Consider the following 21735-nt stretch of genomic DNA (forward strand, 5'->3'; position numbering starts at 1 on the left):
CCGTCTACCCTGCCCGCCGGGCTTATTGCTGCCGCTGCGGCAAGACCCAGTCTGGCCGGATGTAATGGCAGGTATAGCCGTGCGGCAAGCGCTGCAGATAATCCTGATGCTCGGGTTCCGCTTCCCAGAACGGGCCGGCCGGCGCCACTTCCGTCACCACCTTGCCGGGCCACAGGCCGGAAGCGTCGACGTCGCGGATGGTGTCTTCGGCCACCCGTTTTTGCTCATCGCTGGTGTAATAGATGGCCGAGCGGTAGCTGCTGCCGCGGTCATTGCCCTGGCGGTCCGGCGTGCTGGGGTCGTGGATCTGGAAGAAGAATTCCAGGATCTTGCGGTAGCTGATGGTGTTCGGGTCGAAAATGATCTCGATGGCTTCCGCATGCGTGCCGTGGTTGCGGTAGGTGGCGTTGGCCACGTCGCCGCCGCTGTAGCCCACGCGCGTGGCGATCACGCCCGGATAACGACGCAGCAAGTCTTGTACGCCCCAGAAGCAGCCGCCGGCCAGGATCGCGGTTTCATTGTCTTGTGCCATGGTGTCTTTCCCGTTCTAGTCAGAAGCAGCTATCTTACTCTGTCGCGCGACTTTCTTCAGCGGGCCAGCAAGCGCTTGAGCTGCGCCGCCTGGTAGGCGCCGATGGCGTCGTTGAACAGGCAGCGGATCAAGGGGTCGTCGACGATGTCCGCTTCCATCAGTTCTTCCCGCGTGGCCGCATCGAACGGGCCATCGTTGATGCGCATGTACATCGACGTCAGCGATTCGCCCAGCACCAGCGCCGCATGGCATTTCACCAGCGGCACTTCCGTCGTCCAGCCTGGCGCCTCGCCCGTGTCCGGCACGAGATCGATCAAATCGCCGTGCGTGCGGTAATGCAGGACCGTGGCCGCGCCGTCGTGGCCGTACAGCGACAGCCGCCACACACGCGGGGCCTGGAAATAGCTGTCTTCGGGCAGCTCCATGTCGCGGTAGCGCTCAAGCAAGCCGTTCCGGCAAAAATCGAGCACCAGCACCGCATCGGCATCGTCCAAGGGCGCGAAGTGGCGCGCGATGTCCGCCGTGGCGGGCGCAAGCGCCTCGGGGCGGTAGTCGAAATCGACGTCTTGCGGGCCCACGGGAATGACCCAGGGCAGCGGCGCGGCCGGCGCCATGCCGTGCGCGTCGAGCAGCACGGCCGTCGACGGGTCGAGGCGGAAGATGTGCGCCTGGGGCAGCGCGGCGCCGATTTCCTGCGCAAACTGGCGGTAGGTAATCGGGAACATCGCGTGGTTGTACCAGGACCAGTCTTCCTGCACGAACTGGCAGGAGCTGGGCACGATGTAACGGGGCGCCAGCGCGCGCAGCTGCGGCACCCAGTCGTCCGGCAGGTCGACCGGGCCAGGCTGCGCCTGCGACGGCGCGATGACGGCGATCTCGCGCATGGTCTGGAATGGCCACAGCACCATGTCCCATGGCGCAAATGCGGAAAGCTGCGCCAGCGTCTCCGGGCCGATCCAGGAATCGACGACATTGAGCACATTCAGCCCGGCCGCGCGCACCTGGAACAGCGAATCGACATCGTCGTCCAGCGCGCGGCGCGGGATCACTTCGATCGTGCCCACCCGCACCGGCACGTCGACGTGCAGCCGCTGCACGTGGGTAAAACCCAGCGCGCGCAGCATCGCGAACAGTTCATCGAAGACGCAGTACAGGTAGATGGGCGTGGCGCGGTCCAGCACATCGAGGCTGTCGAGCGAACAGTGGTCGTCGTGGAAGTGCGAGATGAAGACGGCATCCCAGCGCAGCCGGCGCACGGCGTCAAGGTCGAAGCGCACGGGCGGAAACGCGTGGCAGTTGCGGCTGAACGGGTTTTCGACGATGGGATCGAAGGCGATGGCCGTGCCTTCGCATTCGAAGACGTAGCTGGCGTGCAGGATGCGGGAGATTTTCAGGGGCATGGGGGAAATCGGAGTAGACCCAACAGCGGGTACCGGGGTCGGACCCTGAGGGTCCGACCCCAGACTTTGCTTTTGGGTTGAAGAAGGATTGCTGGTGGTACGCCGCCAACTTGCCTCAGTACGGATTATTCAGCACATCCATCGCGAAATACGTAAAGATCATGTCCGCGCCCGCGCGCTTGATGGCACCCAGGGTTTCCTGCACCACGCGGCGCTCGTCGATGGCGCCCGCCTCGGCGGCGAACTTGATCATCGCGTATTCGCCGCTGACCTGGTAGGCGCCGATCGGCAAACGCGTCACTTCGCGCAGGTCGCGGATGATGTCCAGATACGCCCCGGCCGGTTTCACCATCAGCGCGTCGGCGCCTTCGGCTTCGTCGATCAAGGACTCGCGCACCGCTTCGCGGCGGTTCATCGGGTCCATCTGGTACGTCTTGCGGTCGCCCTTGAGGGTGCTGCCGGCCGCATCGCGGAACGGGCCGTACAGGCCGGAAGCGAACTTGGTCGAATATGCCATCACGGGCGTGTCGTGGAAACCGGCCGCGTCGAGCGCGCTGCGGATCGCCGCCACCTGGCCGTCCATGGCGGCCGATGGGGCGATGATGTCGGCGCCCGCCTGGGCAGCGATGACGGCCTGCTTGCCCAAATTCAGTACCGTGCTGTCATTGTCGACCGTGTCGCCATGCAGGATGCCGCAATGGCCATGGTCCGTGTATTCGCAGAAGCAGGTGTCGGACATGACCACCATTTCCGGTACGGCATCCTTGATGATGCGCGACATGCGGGCCACCAGGCCGTCCGGATTCAGCGTGTCCGTGCCGTGGCTATCCTTGTGGTGCGAAATGCCGAAGGTCATGACGGAGCGCAGGCCGGCGCGCGCGTAGCGCTCGACTTCCTGCGCCAGCTTCGCTTCGGGAATGCGGCGCACGCCAGGCATGGACTTGATGTCGATGAAATCGCTGCTGCCTTCGTCGACGAAGATCGGCAGGACCAGGTCGCGCGGATTGATCTCGGTTTCGCGGAACAGCTCGCGCAGTTGCGGGGTCGCGCGCAGGCGGCGCATGCGCGAAGTGGGGAATTGTGCTGGCATGGGGTGACTGGCTTCAGGTTAACAACGCCGATTAGTATACGCCGATCACGCCGATTGCGCCGGGCTGCCCGGCAAAAAAGCCGCGCAGGTCAAGAAACCCCGCCCTGCGCCGTCATTGCGCGTGCAGCAGGGCCGCCACTTGCCAGCGCATGTCGGCCGCCAGTTGCACCAGCATGGCGCCGCGGCGGCGCGCGTCCGCACGTTTTTTCGACGGCACCAGCTCCAGCTCCGGCATCCGGCAAGGGCCGCAAGGCAGGCGGTAATTGCCATCGCCGGTGGGCAGCGCGTGCAGTTCCCGCCACGCCTGGTCGTAGTCGCACGAGATATGGCGGCGCCGGCGCCAGTTCAGCGCGATGCGGTTGGCGTTGCTGACCAGGTCCAGGTGGTCGCAGCCGAAAAAGTCGCCCAGGTCGCGCAAGGCGGCCACCATCAGGTTTTTCGGCCGGCAGCCGTGCAGCGCCCGCGTGGCCTCTTTTACCGCCTGCGCGCCGGCGGGCGAGCGCAAGCCCTGCAAGGCGCCCAGCTGGATGACGGCGCCGCCAGGCTGCGGCCGGAACAGGAAACTGGCCAGGTACAGCGGAACGCCATCGCGCGTCAGGCGCAGGCACAGCTCCCCTTCGCGGTGGCTGTCGTGGATGGCCGTCAGCTGCAAGCGGTAGCTGGCGCCATCCTTGCCCTCGATGGCGGCCAGCACCAGCGCGCGGCGCGCCGCGTATTCCACCAGCGGCCGCGCGCCCGCCTGCCACAGGAAGCGGTAATGCCCGCACAGCAGCGCCACCCTCGCCGCGCAGCACAACTGGCGGCTGGCGTAGGGACGATAAATCTTGTACCGCAGGCTGGGATGGGCTTGTGCCAGCGCCGTCAGGCCCGGTGTGCCGGCGATGAACGCTTGCCAGCGCGCGCGCTGCAGGGGAAAGACGATGGCGCCCAGCGCGGCCTTGATACGGTGGCCATGCTGGTGCAGTGGCGCCTGTTGCGGCGCGGCGTTGTCGCCGGTGGCGGTGGCGGTGGCGGTAAAAGTATGCATGAAAACAGCTCTGCGACGGGTCGGAACAGGCAAGCCGCGGCAGGCCGCGGGCAGCCCGGAACAGGCGGCTGCGCGCACGCAGCCGCTCTACGCCGGGTAGAACGGATGATAGGGGGAGGCGAAAATGAAGGGGGTTACAAGTTGGTAATGTGTTGCCGGCCCATGCTAGCGCAGCAGCCGCAAACGCAGGCGCAAGCCCGGCGCCGCATCCTCGATCTCCAGGCTGCCGCCATGCAGGGCGGCGATGGCTGCGACGATGGACAGTCCCAGGCCGTTGCCGGGCAAGTGGCGGCTCTTGTCGAGCCGGTAAAACCGCTGCGTCAGCTTCGGCAGTTCCTCCGTTGGCACGCCGGGGCCGTTGTCGCGCACGGCCAGCCAGCTGCCCTGCTCATCGCTGCCGGCCGACACTTCCACCGTGGCGCCCCGCCCCGCATACTTGATGGCGTTGTCGACCAGACTGGCCAGCGCGCTGCCCAGCAGGTTGCGGTCGCCGCGCGCCGGCACGCCTTCGCCATACATCTGCACCAGCAGCACGCCCTGCTCGTCGGCCGTGGCCTCGTACATTTCCACGATGTCGGCGCCGATCTGCTGCAGGTCGATGTCGTTGAAATTCTCGGGACGCATGCCCGATTCGGCTGCCGCGATCTGCAGCAGCTTGTCGAACACGCGCGTCAGGTCGTCAATGTCGTCGATGGCCGCCTGCGCCGCGCTCTCGTAGCCGGCCACGCCCTGCTGCTGGCGCAGGGCGCCATCGAGCTTGTTGCGGATGCGGCCCAGCGGCGTGCGCAAGTCGTGCGCGATGGCGTTCGACACGTGGCGCACGCCTTCCATCAGGTGCTCGATGCGGTCAAGCATGCGGTTGATGTCGCGGCTCAGCAAGCCGAATTCGTCTTCGCTGGAAACGGGAATGCGACGGCTCAGGTCTCCCGCCTCGATTTCCCCCGCCGTGCGGCGGATCTGCCCGATGCGCGCCTCGAGCTGGCGGCGGAACAGCCAGGCGCCCGCCACCACCAGCAGGATGGCGACCCCGCCGCCGTAGGCCAGCGAGCGCAGCACCAGCGAACGGATCGACTTGCCCTCTTCCATGTCGCGCCCGACGAACAGGCGCGCGCCGCCCTCCAATTCACGGATCAGCATGCGCGCGGGCACCCTGCGCCCTTCGCGCGTGACGTCGCGGTGCAGCAAACGGCCCACGGGGCTGCCCACGTCGGGCCAGGACGACAGATTGCCCGCCACGCGGCTGCCATCGGCGCCCACCAGTAAAAAAATCTCCGTGTCGCTGTCGGTGCGGTCTGTCAGCAAATGGGCGATTTCCGCCGTCGTGCGGCTGGCATCGTCCTGCTGGTACAGGGCGGCGAGGCGCTCCGAGAGCAGGGTCAGCTTGCGGTCCACGCTGCGATCGAGCACGCCGATGGTGCCGAAATAGAACACGGCGCAGACGATGCTGATCGAGACGACCACCAGCACGCCATAGCCGAGCGCCAGGCGGGCCGCGATCGAGCGGTGCCAGTTACGCACTGTCGATCACGCCCAGGGTGTAGCCGACGCCGCGCACCGTGTGGATCAGCGGCGGCGAAAATTCCTTGTCTACCTTGGTGCGCAAACGGCTCACCTGCACGTCGATGACGTTCGTCTGCGGGTCGAAATGGTAGTCCCACACGGCTTCGAGCAGCATGGCGCGCGTGACGGACTGGCCCTGGTGGCGCATCAGGTATTCCAGCAGGCGAAATTCGCGCGGCTGCAAGGCGATCTGCCGGTTGGCGCGCGTCACGCGCATGGTGCGCATGTCGAGTACCAGGTCGGCCACCTGCAGCTGCGTCGATTCGGGTACGGGCGCAGCGCGGCGCAGCAGCGCTTCGATGCGCGCCAGCAGTTCGGCGATGGCGAACGGTTTCGACAAATAATCGTCGCCGCCGCTGCGCAGGCCGCGCACACGCTCGTCGACGCTGGACAGGGCCGACAACACCAGCACGGGCGTGTTGCGGCCCATGCCGCGCAGGCGCGCGACGATGGCCAGGCCATCGATCTCGCCGGGCAGCAGGCGGTCGAGCACCAGCGCATCCCAGTCTTCGCCGCAGGCCAGGCGCATGCCGTCGATGCCATTGTCGCAAGCGGTGACGTCGTGGCCAGCCTCGCGCAGGCCGGCACAGATATAGCGGGAAGTTTCAGCTTCGTCTTCGATGACCAGGCAGCGCACGGGAGTTCCTTGTAAAAATCAGGGCAGCAGATAGGCGCAGCATACGCCAGGCGCGCGCCACTTGCCAGCCCCGCCGACGTGCGGCGCGCGATGACAGGGTCGGGTACAATACAGCCTCGACAATTTTTGGCCGCGCCCGCGCGCGCATGTGCGCAGGTTTTATCGGCGCCTCACGGCTTGCCGCGGCCTGCATAGCCACCACTGCCATTAACGAATATCAGGCGCGCCAGGCGCGCGCCACAGACCAATACAGCCATGAAATCGACCCACTCTCTCGCACTGGCGCTGGCCATGGCCATCACCTGCGGCAGCGCCGCCGCCAAAGACACCAAGCAAAGCCTGTTGTTCGATGAAATCCCCATCGGCAGCTGGAGCACGTCCGCCGAACTGGGCGCCATCACCACCTCCGGCAATACGGTCGGCACCTCCGTCACGGGCAAGATCGACGCGCGCCAGGAACTCGATGACTGGAGCAACCAGTACATCTTCAGCGGCTACTTCAAGGAAGACGAAACGACCAACGACGACGGCGAGAAAGTGCGCGAACGCTCGGCCGAGCGCTTTTCCGCCTCCGCCAAGGCCGCCTACAAGCTGATGGCCGACCATGAAAAACTGTTCGTGCTGGCCTCGCACGTGAACGACAAGTTCGGCGCCTACACCAAGTACTCAACCCTGGCCATCGGTCATGGCTCGCGCTGGTACCAGTCCAGCGACAAGAGCATCGACGTGGAAGTCGGTCCAGGCTATTTCAGCGGCACCAATGATGCGGGCGAATCGGAACACGGCCTGACGGTGCGCGGCGCGGCCGCCATGAAGTGGAAAATCAGCCAGTCGGCCATGTTTACGCAAACGGTCAGCGTGGAGCGGGGTACCTCGAACACCCACTCGATCGCCGAAACAGCCCTCAGCACCAAGATCAACGGCACCATGCAGATGAAGGCCGCCTTCAGCGCCCGCAACGATACGCGCGTGCCGGACGACAAGAAGAACACGGATACGCAAACCTCGCTGACGCTGGTCTACTCGTTCTAGACGCGGACCGGCCATGCTGATGCGACGTCTGCGCGTATGCGCCCTCCTGTGCGCCGCGGCGCTGCTGAGCGGCTGCGCCGCCGTCACCGTCAGCGCGATCTCGCCGGCCGACTACCTGCAGCAGCGGCGCGGCGACATCCTCACCACGGGCAAACTCAGTGCCTCGGCCAGCGAAGTGCTGCGCATCATCGGCAGCGACATCGCCGCCTGCGAAGCCAATACGGGCAGCTGCCGCGCCGATCTGGCCCGCTCCGAACTGCTCAGCGACGAGCAGCGCCTGGCCACCCTGTCCGAATTGTGGCTGGAAAGCGCCCTGGCGGAAGAAAAACAGGGCGGCCACCCGAGTGCCGAGCGGCTGGCCGCCTGGCTCGAATCGGCCCGCTATGCGTATGCCTACCTGTTCTACACGACGCGCACGCCGGGCCAGCGCGCCTTCGAGGAGCGCCAGACGCAAATCCGCGACTACTATAATTATGCCGTGCAAAAGGCCGTCGGCAACCTGTTCCGCCACCGCGGCGAATACCGCCCCGACGGCCATGTGATCCGCGTCGCCGGCTGGGAAATCGACAGCGAATTGTCGGCCCTGCGCCTGCCCGAAGACGGCACCCTGCCCGATGAACTGCTGCCGGCCACCTCTCTGTCGTTTTCCGGCCTGCGCAATGTGTACCGGCGCGACGGCTTCGGCGCCGACCTGGTGGCCGTCATGCCCAAGCCCCGGGCGTCGAAAGGCGAGTATGTCCCTTATCAGGAAACCCGTTTCCCCGTCGTTACGGCGCTGATCCGCTTCGACGGCAACAGCCTGCAGGAAGTCCTGGCCACGCAACAGCTGCTGGTGATGCTGGTCGACCCGACGCGCAGCGAATCGACGCGCATGGCGGGACAGGAACTGCCCGTGGCAGCCAATTTCACGGCCGGCTATGGTTTGTGGCTGGCCCGCTCCGGCTTCGGCGTGCAGGCGCTGCGCACCCTGTTCGGCCGTGCCGACGGCATTTCGCGCCCGCAGGTGCATCTGATGCAGCCCTACGACCCGAACAAGCGCACCATCGTCATGCTGCACGGCCTGGCCAGCAGTCCGGAAGCGTGGATCAACGTGGCGAATGAGCTGATGGGCGACGAACAGCTGCGCCGCCGCTATCAGATCTGGCAAGTGTACTACCCGAGCAATGCGCCGCTGGCGGCCAACAACGCCGCCATCCGCCAGGCGCTGAACGCGACGCTGGCGCAGTTCGACCCTTCGGCCAAGGCCGATGCCGCGAACGACATGGTCTTGATCGGCCACAGCATGGGCGGCGTGCTGGCGCGCCTGATGGTCTCCGATGCCAGCAATACCCTGCTCGACGCCATCACGGAAGAATACAATTTGAAGGGCAAGAAGGCGGAAAAAGTGCGCGCCGGCCTGGCGCCCTACCTGAATTTCACGGCCATGCCGCAGGTGAACCGCGCCATCTTCATCGCCGCGCCGCACCGCGGCACCTCGTTCGCCAACCACAAGGTGGCGCGCTGGATCGCCAACCTGATCACACTGCCCATCAACATGCTCGACCAGTTGTCCGACGCGGCCGGCAGCCTGGCGCAGCTCGACACGGGCAGCAGCGAACCGCTGCGCATCCCCAACAGCATCGATAACCTCAGCGACAAGGACCCGTTCGTGCGCCTGGTGGCAGACCTGCCCATCAGCCCGAAAGTGCGCTACTACTCCATCATGGGCAACGACACGCCGGACCTGCCATTGGCCGAATCGAGCGACGGCGTGGTCCCCTACGCCAGCGCCCACCTCGATGGCGCCCTGTCGGAAAAAGTCATCCCGTCCTGGCACAGCGTGCAGGAAAGCCCGCAGGCGATCCTGGAGATACGGCGGATTTTGCGGCTGCCTGATACATTGCAATAAGCCAGCGCGGGCCGGATTAGCGGGGCAAAGCCCGACGCAATCCGGCCCACCCGGCCTACCTGTCTCTAGCCTTTGCTCATCAGCATCGCCACGGCGCCGGCAAAAATGCAAGAAACCAATGCGTATGACCGAACGACCGCATATTGCGCTGCCTGGTAAAGGAAAAATGCGCTTCGCGCTTGATAAAGTTGCGAAACATGATAATCTTATGTATGAGATGTCAGCCGCATTTACCCGAGGAGTGAACATGACAGCACATCTGACTCCCAGCGCTCTGGCGCCCGACCTTCAGGAATGGACAGACAAGGACCTGCGGGTAGTGGAACAATTCTCGCAGTTGGTGAGCGCACAACTCGACATATTGGCGCAAGGTCCCGAGCGCGAGCGCCTGATCGACGTGGCCACGCGCGCGCTCCATCAAGCGCGCGCCTTGCTGGGCGCCCCGCCGCCGCTCACGCCGCTCCAGCTTCCCGTGTCAAAACTCAAGGTTTCAGAAGTAATTGGCCAGGGATGGGTGGAACTGTCGCAGGCCTCCCTGTATCGCGCGGTGGAAAGCCAGCGGTTTTATTGCGTGACGCCCAAGGGACGCAGTATCGGCAAGGAGTTTCCGGCTTGGCAATTTGTCCAGCCCGTGCCGGAACTGATCGCGCCCGTGCTGGCCATCCTGGCCGGCCAGCCGAGTAGTGAAATCCATGCCTTCTGGATCAGCAGCGCAGACGAACTCAACGAACTTTCGCCAGCAGAGATGCTCGCAGGCAAATCGTTTGAAACGCGGCCCGCAGTGCATCCCAGCCAGCAGGCGCTGCTGGATCTGCCGGCCAGCGAGAGATTACGCAAGGTCATTGCATCGGCAAAGTGGCAGCATAGGGGGATGGCTGACATCATAGGCTAGTCCCGCATGACGCCTGAACTGCAAGAAACACCAATTCCGCCAGACATGGCCGCACGCCTGCCGGCATTGGCATCGCTGCGCACTGAATTATTGAGCAATATCATCATCCTTCAGGCCGGCCAGGTCCTCGTGCGCGCGGCGTGGAACGAGGCGTCCATCTGGCCGCGGAAAGTCGAACGCACGTACCGCTTCGGCCCGCCCGCCGAGTTGGCTCGTCCGGGCGGTTTCCCCTATCACTGGATATATATCGCGGACGATGCCGACACGGCGGCCTGGGAAGCCCAGCTTTGCTGCAACGATGTCACGCGCCCGGGCACCTTTTACATGGCGCACAGAGCGGAACAAGCGCTGATCGCGACGCTGTCATTCAGCATGCCACTGCGACTGCTCGACCTGACAGGCCTGGCCGCCAGCCGGCTGGGCATCTATGATCAATTGCGCAGCCCCGATCACGGCTGGTGCCAATGGCTGGGCTGGCAGTTGGATCAGATCATTGCGCAAGAGGCATGCGCGATTCACGGCTTCATCTACCCGTCGCGCCGGCAGCCCGGCAAGCTGGCCTACGCCATATCCTCGCGCCACATGGCGAGCTTGGGCCAGGCCATGGCGTGCTCACAGCGGGCATTCGGAGACAGTCCTGCCTATCCACGGTTGCTGGCCGACCGCCTGCGCGTGGACCCACCCTGACCTGGCACTCCCTACGCCGGCTCGCGCCACTGGTCCTTGATTTCCAGCATGGCCGGCAGCTGTTCGATGAACAGCGCCAGCAGTTGCGGATCGAAGTGCGTGCCGCTGTCGCGCTGCATGGTGGCGATGGCTTCGTCGACCGTCCAGGCGCGCTTGTACGGGCGTTCGCTGGTGAGGGCGTCGAAGACGTCGGCGATGGCGACGATGCGGCCTTCGTGGGGGATTTCCTCGCCTTTCAAGCCTTGCGGATAGCCGCTGCCGTCCCATTTTTCGTGGTGCGTCAGGGCGATGGTGCGCGCCATTTTCAGCAGGCCGCCCGCGTGCTCGCCGATGATGGCCGCGCCGATTTCCGCGTGGCTGCGCATGACTTGCCATTCATCCGCATCGAGCTTGCCCGGCTTTTGCAGGATGGCGTCGGGGATGCCGATCTTGCCCACGTCGTGCATGGGTGCCGCGTTGAGCAGGTCTTCCGCCCTGGCCGCGCTGTAGCCGGCCGCCAGCGCCAGCTGGCGCGCGTAATAGCTCATGCGGATGACGTGCATGCCCGTCTCGTTATCCTTGTATTCGGCCGCCTGGCCCAGGGTCTGGATCACCTGCAGGCGCGAGCGGCGTAACTCTTCGGCGTCGACCAGCGACAGATGCGTGCGCACGCGGGCGCGCACGATGGGCGGGCTGACGGGTTTCGTGATGTAGTCGACGGCGCCCGCGTCAAAGCCATCCGCCTCGTCCTTCACGTCGCACAGGGCGGTGACGAAAATGACGGGAATGGACGCGGTAGCCGGCATGGCCTTGAGCTGCCTGCATACCTCATAGCCCGTCATGGCGGGCATCATGATGTCGAGCAGGATCAGTTCGACGGGATTGTGTTGCGCCAGTTCCAGCGCCTTCTCGCCATCCTTGGCATACAGCAGGCGGTAATCGTCCTGCAAAATCTGGCGCAGCACCTGCAGATTCGTCGCTTCATCGTCAACCAGCAGCAGGATCGGTTTGTCTTCGTGTAAGGTCATCGTTAGCCCAAGGTCAGGAAAGGTCGGCAGGCGCTGGTGCTTCCAGCCATGCCAGCAACTGGCGCAGCACGCCCGCGGCGCGCGCAAATTCAAAGTCGTCGATGGCGTTGGCCAGTGCCTGCAGGCGCGGCTGCTGGCCGTGCGGCGCCAGCATGGCGGCAATCTGCGCCATCAGGGCGTCGTCCAGCTGCCCGCCTTCCAGGCTGGCGATGGCTTGCCGCAGCAAGGCGCCGGCGGCGGCGGCATCAATGGGCGCGCTGGCGGCCGGCGCTTCCATGGCGACGGCCGGCATATCCACCTCTTCCAGCTCGCCGGCCAGCGCCATGAAGGCGGCCGCCAGTTGCACCAGCAATTCGGTCACCGGCAACTGGCGCGCGATGGCTTGCTCGATGCGTCCCAGCAGGCTTTCGACCTGCACCAGGCACAGGTTGCCCGCCGCGCCCTTGATACGGTGCAGCAGGTGGCCCGCCACGCTGCTGCCGCCGCGTTCCAGTTCCGCCGCCAGCATGGCGGCGCAGTCGCCATTGGCTTGCACGAAGCGCGCAATGGCGCGCTGCAAGGCCGCGCGTCCGCCCCACAGGGCGATGCCGCGCTGCCAGTCGACCTGGCCGGCGGCGGCACGCGCCGCCGCGCCAGCCGCCGGCGGCGGCATGGCCACGGCGATATCGAGCAGGCGGGCGATTTCCGCCGTCAGCTTGTGCATTTCCAGCGGCTTCGAAGCAAAGCCGTTCATGCCGGCCGTCTGCGCGGCGCGCCGGTCCTGTTCCAGCACGCTGGCCGTCAGGGCGATGATGGGCGTCGCCTTCAAGCCCTGCTCGCGCTCGTGCACGCGGATCAGGCGCGTCGCTTCCAGGCCGTCCATGCGCGGCATCTGCACGTCCATCAGGACGATGTCGAAGCTGCCCTTGCTGAACTCGCGCACGGCGCTCTCGCCATCGCTGGCGGCGATCACCTGGTGGCCGGCCGCGCCCAGGCTGATCAGGAGCAGCTCCACGTTCTGCGGCACGTCGTCGGCCGCCAGGATACGCAGCGGCGGCAAGGCCACCACAGGCTGCTCGCTGCGGCGCGCCACGGCCTTGCCCGGCGCCAGCGGCAACAGCACGTGGAACACGCTGCCCACGCCCAGGGTACTCTCCACCGTGATGGTGCCTTTCATCAGCTCGACCAATTGCAGTGAAATCGTCGTGCCCAGGCCCGTGCCGCCAAAGCGGCGGCTCATCGAGGAATCGGCTTGCGTAAAGGGGGCGAATATCTTGTCCAGGCGGTCGGCGGGGATGCCGATGCCCGTGTCGTGCACGGCGATATGCACCTGCTCGCCCTGCATGCCGACGGCCACGCGCACATGGCCCACTTCCGTGAACTTGACGGCGTTGCCGATCAGATTCGTCAGCACCTGCTGTACCCGGCGCGCGTCGCCCAGGAAGAACTGGCCCATGCCCGGATCGACATCGACATGCAGCACCAGATCGCGCGCATGCGCCGTGATGCGCAGCGACGCTGCCACATGGTCGACCAGGTCGGGTAGCGAAAAGTCCACCAGTTCCAGTTCGGTGGCGCCTTTTTCCAGCTTGGCCATGTCGAGGATGTCGTTGAGCAGCTCGAGCAGGGAACGGGCGGACTGGCGCACCGTGCCCAGATGGCGGCGCTGCAGGCTGTCCAGGGCGGTCCCCAGCAGCACTTCCGTAAAGCCGATGATGGCGTTCATCGGCGTGCGGATTTCATGGCTCATGTTGGCCAGGAAGCTGGTCTTCGATTCGGCGGCCAGCTCGGCGCGGTCTTTTGCCGCGCGCAGGTTTTCCTGCATGGCGCGCCGCTCGCTGACGTCGGTGGCCAGCTTGACCACCTTGAACGGCTTGCCATCCGTGTTGAAGATCGGATTGTACGAGGCCTGTATCCACACTTCCTTGCCATCCTTGCCGATGCGCTTGTACTCGCCCGTATTGAACTGGCCACTGGCCAGCTGCTGCCAGAACGCGATGTAGTCTGGCGAGGTCACATAACCCGGTTCGCAGAAGATGCTGTGGTGCAGCCCCAGCACATCGTCGAGCTGGTAGCCGACCAGGTCGAGGAAGTTCTCGTTGGCCGCCAGGATGCGTCCCTGCAGGTCGAACTCCGCGACGGCAGTCGCGCGCGAGATGGCCGTCACCTTGCCTTCGTATTCGGCGTTGCGCAATTCGCTTTCCGTGATGTCGAGGATGACGCCATCTATCCAGCGCACCACGCCGTCGTTATCGAGCACGGGGCCGCTGCTTTCGCGCACCCAGCGCTCGCGCCCGTCGCGGTGGATCATGCGGTAGACGTTCTCGAAGTCGCGCTTTTCTCCGGCCGCCTGCACGCAGGTGTCGTTGACGCGCTGGCGGTCGTCCGGGTGCACGAGGTCGAACAGCCTGACGCGCCCTTCGGCGAAGTCCTGCGGCATCCAGCCCGTCAGGTTGAAGACGGCATCGCTGATGAAGATCATCTTCCATTCGGGCGCGAAGCTGCAGTGGAAGGACACGCCGGGGATGTTGCGGATCAGGGTGCGGTACTGGCGCTCGCTGTCCTTCAGCGCCTGCTCCATGCTGCGCGACGAGCGCATGTCCGTGACAAACGCCACGAACAGGGGCTGGCCCGGCGTGTCGATCTTGCCGATCGCCACGCGCATGGGCAGCACGGCGCCATCCTTGTGGCAGCCATCGAGTTCGCGTCCGCTGTCGAGAATGCGCGAGGCGCCCGTTTCCAGGTAGTCGCGCAGATAGCCTTCGTACTCGGCCGCGTCGGACGGCTGCAGCAGCACGCTGGCGTCGCGCCCCACGATCTCCGCTTCGCGCCAGCCGAACAGGCTTTCCGCGGCGGGATTGAAGGAGCGCACCTTGCCCTGGCCATCGATGGTGATCAGGCCGTCGGCCGCCGTATCGACGATGGCGCGCAGGCGCGATTCGCTGGCGCTGGCGTGGCGCAGCAGCTGGCGGTAGCGCAGCAAGCCGTTCGCGGCGGCCACGAAGACGGTCAGGGTGACGGTGATCAGGGCCACGGCCAGGGCCACGAACGAGGCCTGTACCGTAATCGTGTTCTCGCCCGCCGTGGGCGTGCCGGAAAAGCGCGCCGCCAGCATGCCCGTGTAATGCATGCCGGAAATGGCTAGCCCCATGACAACACTGCTGACCAGCAACGACGCCAGGGGAGTGAGGCGCAAACGCATGGCGCTCAAGCCAAAGCGTATCCACAGCGCCAGCATGGCCATGACGACAGCTACCACCAGCGACAGGGCGAACAGCCAAGGCTGGTAATGCAGGGTCAGCGAAGTCTGCATGGCAGCCATGCCGCTGTAATGCATGGAACCGATGCCCACGCCGACGAGCACGCCGCCCACCACCAATTGGCGCCAGTTGATGCTCGGGCGCGCCAGCAGGTGCAGCGCCACCCATGAAGCGGCCACGCCGGGCAGCATCGACAGCAGGGTCAGGCTGGGGTCGAAGGATACGCGCGTGCAGATGTCGAAGGCCAGCATGCCGATGAAGTGCATCGACCAGATGCCGCCGCCGAGCGCGATGGCGCCCGTGATGATGGCCGTCTGGCGCTGGAAGCCGCGCTCGCTGCTGCGCGCCATACCGGCGATCTGCAAGGCCATGAACGAGGCAAAGATGGCGATACCGACGGAAAACAGCACCAGCCACGCATTGTGCGTGCCGTAGATGTACTGCATGGTATCGCTCGATACGGCAAAGATGGAACTAAACATACTGTCGTGGCATAAGGTGAGTGAAACGTGACGTAGCAAAACATGACGGCCCACCGCGCGCGCTGGCGCCACGCTTTTTACTAAAGCGGCAACACAGCGGAAATGACAACGGTAGCAGTCGACCAGGGCAAGGCTCGGTCATCACGCCCGCGCCTGCCGCGCGGGGGAAAGGTGCTTTTTACAGAGTGAAAAAGCGGAATGCGTACGAACTCTGGCGCGGATGGCTGGCCGCCAGCGTGACGATGATTTTTTAAAGAGCCATGAGTATAGTTGCTTTGCGAACATATTCATAGGACTTCAGCAATACAGTTATCAAAAATGATAGTTATTGCGGCGGCGATGCGACACTGGCCCGTCTGCGCCTACGCCTGCGGCCAGCGCGCGCGGATGGCCGCGGATTCCTGGCTGATCGGCCCGGCCGTCTCGCTGACAGGGATACCGGCCAGTCTACAGCGGCGGCTCAGTTCCTCCTTGATCTGGCACAGCGTCCAGCGCTGCGGCACGGGCAAGTTCAGGCCCACCACGCGGATCAGCGGATAGTCCGCGAGAGTCGTGTAGAGCAGCAGCTCCACGCGCGCCAGCGGTGCCGGGGTCCGATAGACCTGCAATGCGCCCCCATACGTGACCACGTCCAGCCGCTGCAGCTGCGACAAGTCCAGCTGCACGCTTTTATCCCAGTCGGGCAGGCGCCGCGCATGGCGCCGCAGCAACAGGCCCGCATCGTCAAGTTCCACATGAAAGAGCAAAGCGCGTCCCGGAAACAGCACCAGGCCCGCGATCCAGGCGGCCAGCGCCAGCGGAGAGAACAACACTGCCTCGCCCGCGTACGGCACGTCGCGCCAGACGGCTTGCAGGACAAAAGCGAGGATCAGGGCACAGCCGCCCAGCAGCACGCTGCGCCACAGCACGGGACGCAGATTGGCCATCATCGCCGCATGCGAGCTTGCATCGTCGGCCGGCGAAAAACGGATCCATTCGGCGCGCGCCGGCTTCAGCGTGGGTCTCAGCTCCCCGCTCAAGCGGTCGGTGCCAGCATGCCGCGGAACCACGCCAGCTGCTCGCGCGTCAGGTAATTGGCGCCATCGCCATGCAGGAGGACGATTTCGATGTCGGGTGGAATCGAGGCGATCAGCTGCGCGCCCGTCACGGGAATCTTGGGAAAGTTGATGCCAGCCAGGAAGGCCATGTCTTCCGCCACCGTCACGCACTGGCGCTCGGGATTGGGCGATGGCACGAGGAACAGGTCGATCTGTTCGCTTTGTCCGCCGATGACGACGTGTAATTGCGCGGTCAGCAGTTCGGGCAGGATCAGCTCGATATTATTCTCGGCGCGCGATTGCTGGAAAGCGCTTTTCAGGGGCGTGAGGACAGGTGTGGCGGACATGGGAACAGTCAAAAATGGGGACGGCGGCAGTGTAGCAGAGGCGCCCGCCCGGGACGCGCTCTGCTGGCGCAATGGCTACATCTTGTAGTTCAAGGACAGCAGCACGCTGCGCGGCGCGCCGTAGCGTTCCAGCCCGCCCGACCACGAATAGCCGAGTCCCTGGTAGTAGCGGCGGTCGAGCGCGTTGTCCACATTCACGCGCAGCTGCAGCTGCTCGCTGATCCGGTAGCCGGCCGTCAGCCCGACGATGGCGTAAGCGCCCTGCCGCGTATCGAAGCCCGTTTCGCGGCGGTAGATCTTGTCCTGCGCATACACGGAGGCGCCCAGGTTCCATTTCGCCAGGCTGCCGCTCAGCTGCACATTCGTGTACAGCTTGAACAATTGCTTCGGCTCATCCGTGGCGATGCGCTGGCCGATGTTGGCCGCTACGCTGTCCTTGGTGTACTTGGCCAGGACATAGGTGTAGCCACCCGCGATCTGCCAGCCCGGCAATGGCGAGCCCGACAATTGCAAGTCGATGCCTTCGCTCTGCACCTGCCCGGCCGCGCGGGCGCAATAGATGGCGCCGCCCGTGGGGCAATTGACCTCGTCGGCCATGGCGCGGTTGTTTTGCCTGATGCGGAACAAGGCGCCGCTGGCATTGAGCCTGCCGCCAAAATATTCTCCCTTGACGCCCGCTTCCAGGTTGGTGCCGCTCAAAGGCGGCAAGGTATTGCCGCGCACATCGAGCTCGCTTTGTGGCTGGAAGATCTGCGTGGCGCTCGCATACACGGAATGGTGCTGGTCCAGGTCGTAGACGAGGCCCGCGTATGGCGTGAATTTCGCGTTTTCCGTCAGGCTGCGGCGCCAGACCGGGTTGGTGGAATACCAGCCCGTGACATCCTGCGCATACCAGCCGAAGCGCCCGCCCAGCACCAGGCGCAGCGGATCGGCCAGGCTGAAGTTACCAGCCGCATACAGGCCCTTCTCGTCCGTCTTGCGGCCCCAGTTATATGGCTCGAACGGCGCGCCGTTCATGCGGTAGGCGCGCGGATTCCAGTGGCGGATATCGATCACGCGCTTCCCGGCGCCTTCCCAGCTCTGGCCGGCGTCGGAATCGTCATGGCGGTAGCTGGCGCCCACAATCAGGTCATGCTGGCGGCCGAACCAGGTGACGGGGCCGCTCAAGCGCCAGTCGGCCACCACTTGTTCCGTGTTGTACTTCCAGCCCGTTTCCGACTGTTCCAGCAGATACGTTTCGCCATCGACGCGGCTGTTGGTGGTGTTGCGCGTGCTCGACGAGGCATCGATGCGCGTGATGGCGAAGCGGCTGCGCCAGCCCTTGTCCAGCTTCGTTTCCAGGTCGGCGAAAACGACATTGTTGTCGCGTTTCTGGAAGGAATCGGCATTATTCAGGAAGGTCGAGCGGGGCAAGTCCATGTGACGGCCATCGGGCAAGGTCGGCAAGCCGACGAACACCCCGTCGGTGCGGCTGTGCTGGCGCGAAAAACCGATGCCGGCCGTGGTCGACGGCGTCAGATCCGCCTCGACGATCGCATACACGGTGCCGTTGGTATTGTTGACGACGTCAACAAAACTGTCGCTGTCGCGCCAGCTGGCCGCGACACGACCCCGCAGGCTGCCCGATTCGTTCAGTGCATTGCTGGCGTCCACCGTCAATTGCCGGTCCTTCCAGCTTCCCAGGTGGGTCGAGGCGTTCAGCAAGGGTGTGGCCGTGGGGCGCTTGCGCACCATGTTGATGCTGCCCGACGGTGCGCCCGCCCCTTCCATCAGGCCCGTGGCGCCGCGCACCACTTCCACCCTGTCGTACATCAGCATGTCGGCGGAAACGTTGCGCTCATTGAAACCCGTCACATCGAGCGGCAAGCCATCCACGTTGACGTGGCTCAAGGCAAAGCCCCGGGCGAAATACGTGGTTTCCTGGTCGGACACGCCCTGCGTCTTGCCATACAGGCCGGGCGTGGCGCGCGCCACGTCCTGCAAGGTGGTCAAATCAAAATCTTCCATTTGCTGGCGCGACATGACGCTGACCGTTTGCGGCGTGTGGCGCTGCGACAGGTTCAGGCCCGTGGCTGTCGACATATTGCGCGCCGTATATAAGCCCGTGCCTTCCGTGGCGCGGTCCGCCTCGGCGCTGACGACCACGGCGGGCATGCTGGCCAGGCCGCCATCAGCCGTGCCGATATTGATTTTACGCAACAGGTAATTGCCATTGCCACCGTCCGTCACTTCGAGGCCGCTGCCTTGCAGCAGTTTTTGCAGGCCGGCAGAGATGCCATGGCGCCCTTGCAAGCCCGGCGTCACCAGGCCGTCGAGCGCCACGCCCTGGGTGGACAGGTTGACGCCGGCGGCGATGGCAAACGATGCCAGCGCGCTGCGCAGGCTGCCGGCGGGAATGCTGTAGTCGCGCACGCTGGCGGCCGGACTGGACTCGGCGGCCAGCGCCGCTTGCGGCAAACCGGTGCCGGCGGCGCCCACGGCGAGGAGCAGGACCAGCGCGGCGCGCACGGCGCCGGTGGTGGGATGGAGCGTCATTCGTGCTGCGGTAATGCGGTGCTGCAAAGCCATGTGGACCCTTTCGATGGTTCGGATTGTTCGTTCTCTACCTTGTATGACGAAGCAATCCGGAAAAAGGGACAGGCAAAAAGTAAATTGGGGCATGTCGGCTTACGCCCTGCGGGCTAAGTCGTAGGTCGGCTTAGCGTGGCAAGGCCACGCGTAAGCCGACAATCTCAAGCCGATTCGACACTGATCCAGTAGCGCGTGCGGCGCGCCAGCCGGATCGGCAAGGAACGCTGCAGCAAGAGCAGGATGTTGTCCGGGTCGTTCAACTGGAAGATGCCGTCCACGGGCATGGCCGCCAGCGCGGGATCGCAGCGCAGCACGCCATAGCGGTAGCGCGCCACCTGTTCGAGCACCTCGCCCAGCGGCATGCGCTCGGCGATCAGCACGCCCTGCAGCCAGCCGGCAGCGCGCGGCGCCAGCGGCGTCAAGGCAGAAACGGCACGGTCGTCGAAACTGCCCTGCCGGCCCGCATCGATCCTGCGCAAGGCGTCGGGAGCGTCCCGTGGCTGTATCTCGACGGCGCCTTCGCTGACGCTCACCTCGGTGCGCGGCGCCAGCACGCTGCCAGCGTGGCGCACGCTGAAATGCGTGCCCAGCGCACGCACGGCACCATTGCTGCTGCGCACGAGGAAGGGGCGCGCCGGCACGGCCCCGTCGTGCGCCGTGCCGACATGGATTTCCCCTGCATGCAGCACGAGCAGCCGCGCCGCGCCGTCAAAATGCACATCGATGGCCGTGTCCGTGTTAAGCACCAGTCGCGTGCCGTCAGGTAAGGTCATGTGGCGGATTTCCCCCCTCGCCGTGCGGATGGCGGCGCGCCACGCCTGCCACGGCGCCGACTGGCTGGCCAGCCACAGCGCCGGCCCGGCCGCGATCAGCCCGGCCAGGCCGTAGAGCACGGCACGCCGGTGCGGCGACTGCGGCGCCGCGTCCGCCGTCTGGCGCAGCGCGGACGGCACGCTGGCCAGGGTACTGCACACGAGTTCGGCACGCTGCCAGGCCGCTTCGTGCGCGGGATCGCTGGCGCGCCAGGCCTGGAACGCTTGCTGCTCGCCTGGAGTCAAGGCGCCCCCGTGCAGGCGCACCAGCCATTGCGCCGCCGCCCGCGCGGCACGGGGATCGATGGCAGCCGTGCTGGCACTCACAGGATCAGCAGGATGCAGCGCTCAAACGCCTGCACCATGTAGCGCTTGATGCTGCGCTCGCTCACGGCCAGGCGCCGGGCGATTTCCCCATACGCGAGACCATCGACATGCGCCAGCAGGAAGGCGCTGCGCACCGGCGGCGGCAAGCCGTCGAGCATGGCATCGATGCGCTGCAGGGCTTCGCGCACCAGCAAACGCTCTTCCGGCGACTGCATCAGCAGATCGGGCTGCTGCGCCAGGGTTTCCAGCCAGGCTTGTTCCAGCGACAGGCGCCGGTAATGGTCGATCAGCAGGCGCTGCGCCACGGTCGTCAGATAGGCGCGCGGCTCGTGCAAGGTTTGCCGGCCCTCAGGCGGCGCCGTCAGCAGGCGCACGAAGGTATCCTGCGCCAGGTCGGCCGCATGGTCGGCGCACTGCAGCTTGGCGCGCAGCCAGCGCATCAGCCAGCCGTGGTGGCTGCTGTAGATGCCGGCTATCGACTCGCTGGACTGCGCAATGTTCACTAGGGACTCCGATGCGCACAAGGCAAGGCGCGGCCAATTGATAATAATTCTCATTATCACAAATCATTGCCTCCGCCGTCAATGCCGGCGCCTGCCTATCCGTGGAAACTGTTGTTTCAACGCGGCCGCAATCCTCTAGCGCTTGATGTACAGGCTCTTCATCACCATACCGCCGCGCATTTTCTTCGCGCCCGGCGCCAGCCCTGCCGGACAAGCGCCCTGGAACACGGCTGCCAGTTCCGTGTGCTGCACTTCGTTCTTGCCATTGACTTGCACGGTGGTGTCGGCGCTCAGGGTATATGCCTTGGCCAGGTCGCCCTTGAAGACACCAGCCAGCCTAGCGTCCGGGCAGGCGGCCTCGAATTGATAACTGTCGCCCTGGCGGCTTTGCGACTCGATCTTGCATTCCTGCTCGAAACCGGACCACAGATCGTCGTCGATCAAGCGGTCGCGCGGCTGGTCGACGCAGATTTCCCAGGAAAATGGCGAGGTGGCGGGCGTCACCTTCCACAGCCCCGTGGCGCGCTGCAAGCGCTGCACCGGCTCGGCCGCCGAGGCGAACGTGACCGCGCACAGGGGAAGGATGGTTATCAGAAACAAGGTCGCGCGGCGCTTCATGGGCATGCTCTTTCGGCTAAAAACTTGAATATAGCAAAGAGAAATGC

Annotated in this window: 18 protein-coding genes; 4 read left to right on the top strand and 14 right to left on the bottom strand. The window is 65.2% G+C overall.

The features are described 5' to 3' along the window. Positions 1–22: 22 nt before the first annotated feature. The 6 genes from msrA to CSQ91_RS08060 form a co-directional block, all read right to left on the bottom strand. Positions 23–532, bottom strand: a complete 510-nt coding sequence (gene msrA, locus CSQ91_RS08035) for a peptide-methionine (S)-S-oxide reductase MsrA (RefSeq protein WP_034785801.1) — start codon at positions 530–532, stop codon at positions 23–25. 56 nt (positions 533–588) lie between these two features. After that, complete coding sequence (locus tag CSQ91_RS08040) at positions 589–1932, bottom strand: MBL fold metallo-hydrolase (protein ID WP_099387923.1); 1344 nt, start codon at positions 1930–1932, stop codon at positions 589–591. Positions 1933–2047: 115 nt separating this feature from the next. Continuing rightward, positions 2048–3022, bottom strand: a complete 975-nt coding sequence (gene hemB, locus CSQ91_RS08045; protein WP_034785799.1) for a porphobilinogen synthase — start codon at positions 3020–3022, stop codon at positions 2048–2050. A 112-nt stretch (positions 3023–3134) separates the two neighbouring features. Then, a complete protein-coding gene (locus CSQ91_RS08050) occupies positions 3135–4049 on the bottom strand; it encodes a VirK/YbjX family protein (protein WP_099387924.1) in 915 nt (304 codons plus the stop codon). Positions 4050–4214: 165 nt separating this feature from the next. Then, a complete protein-coding gene (locus CSQ91_RS08055; RefSeq protein WP_099387925.1) occupies positions 4215–5567 on the bottom strand; it encodes a sensor histidine kinase in 1353 nt (450 codons plus the stop codon). Beyond that, positions 5560–6246 carry a winged helix-turn-helix domain-containing protein gene (locus tag CSQ91_RS08060; RefSeq protein ID WP_034785794.1) on the bottom strand — a complete coding sequence of 229 codons (687 nt, stop codon included), beginning with the start codon at positions 6244–6246 and terminating at the stop codon, positions 5560–5562. Before CSQ91_RS08060 ends, CSQ91_RS08055 begins: the two co-directional genes overlap by 8 nt. A gap of 255 nt (positions 6247–6501) precedes the next feature. Here CSQ91_RS08060 and CSQ91_RS08065 point away from each other — a divergent pair, with 255 nt between their 5' ends. From CSQ91_RS08065 to CSQ91_RS08080, 4 genes are all read left to right on the top strand, one after another. Further along, positions 6502–7278, top strand: a complete 777-nt coding sequence (locus tag CSQ91_RS08065) for a DUF481 domain-containing protein (protein ID WP_034785793.1) — start codon at positions 6502–6504, stop codon at positions 7276–7278. Between the two features lie 13 nt (positions 7279–7291). Beyond that, positions 7292–9166: an esterase/lipase family protein gene (locus CSQ91_RS08070; protein WP_099387926.1), complete on the top strand. Its 1875-nt coding sequence runs from the start codon at positions 7292–7294 to the stop codon at positions 9164–9166. Positions 9167–9284: 118 nt separating this feature from the next. Next, positions 9285–10058, top strand: a complete 774-nt coding sequence (locus tag CSQ91_RS29155; protein ID WP_257217256.1) for a hypothetical protein — start codon at positions 9285–9287, stop codon at positions 10056–10058. A gap of 6 nt (positions 10059–10064) precedes the next feature. Then, positions 10065–10745, top strand: coding sequence for an RES family NAD+ phosphorylase (locus CSQ91_RS08080; protein ID WP_143450979.1), 681 nt, complete (start codon positions 10065–10067; stop codon positions 10743–10745). Between the two features lie 11 nt (positions 10746–10756). On the opposite strand, the gene CSQ91_RS08085 is transcribed toward CSQ91_RS08080, so the two are convergent. The 8 genes from CSQ91_RS08085 to CSQ91_RS08120 form a co-directional block, all read right to left on the bottom strand. Next, entirely contained in the window at positions 10757–11752 is a 996-nt protein-coding gene (locus CSQ91_RS08085; RefSeq protein ID WP_070280554.1) for a response regulator, read from the bottom strand. 13 nt (positions 11753–11765) lie between these two features. After that, positions 11766–15473, bottom strand: coding sequence for a PAS domain S-box protein (locus CSQ91_RS08090; RefSeq protein WP_099387928.1), 3708 nt, complete (start codon positions 15471–15473; stop codon positions 11766–11768). A gap of 362 nt (positions 15474–15835) precedes the next feature. Then, positions 15836–16492, bottom strand: coding sequence for a hypothetical protein (locus CSQ91_RS08095; RefSeq protein ID WP_070280558.1), 657 nt, complete (start codon positions 16490–16492; stop codon positions 15836–15838). Next, positions 16489–16857, bottom strand: a complete 369-nt coding sequence (locus CSQ91_RS08100; RefSeq protein WP_070280560.1) for a hypothetical protein — start codon at positions 16855–16857, stop codon at positions 16489–16491. Before CSQ91_RS08100 ends, CSQ91_RS08095 begins: the two co-directional genes overlap by 4 nt. Positions 16858–16932: 75 nt before the next feature. Further along, complete coding sequence (locus tag CSQ91_RS08105) at positions 16933–19392, bottom strand: TonB-dependent siderophore receptor (protein ID WP_257217257.1); 2460 nt, start codon at positions 19390–19392, stop codon at positions 16933–16935. Positions 19393–19589: 197 nt separating this feature from the next. Further along, entirely contained in the window at positions 19590–20567 is a 978-nt protein-coding gene (locus CSQ91_RS08110; RefSeq protein WP_099387930.1) for a FecR domain-containing protein, read from the bottom strand. Beyond that, the gene (locus CSQ91_RS08115; RefSeq protein WP_034788871.1) at positions 20564–21070 is read right to left on the bottom strand and encodes a sigma-70 family RNA polymerase sigma factor; all 507 of its coding nucleotides are present in this window, start codon (positions 21068–21070) and stop codon (positions 20564–20566) included. The genes CSQ91_RS08110 and CSQ91_RS08115 overlap by 4 nt, the downstream gene beginning before the upstream one ends. Before the next feature lie 135 nt (positions 21071–21205). Then, entirely contained in the window at positions 21206–21688 is a 483-nt protein-coding gene (locus CSQ91_RS08120; RefSeq protein ID WP_099388613.1) for a DUF3617 domain-containing protein, read from the bottom strand. Positions 21689–21735 lie beyond the last annotated feature (47 nt).

This window comes from Janthinobacterium sp. BJB301 (assembly GCF_002735685.1).
Classification (GTDB): Bacteria; Pseudomonadota; Gammaproteobacteria; order Burkholderiales; family Burkholderiaceae_D; genus Janthinobacterium; species Janthinobacterium lividum.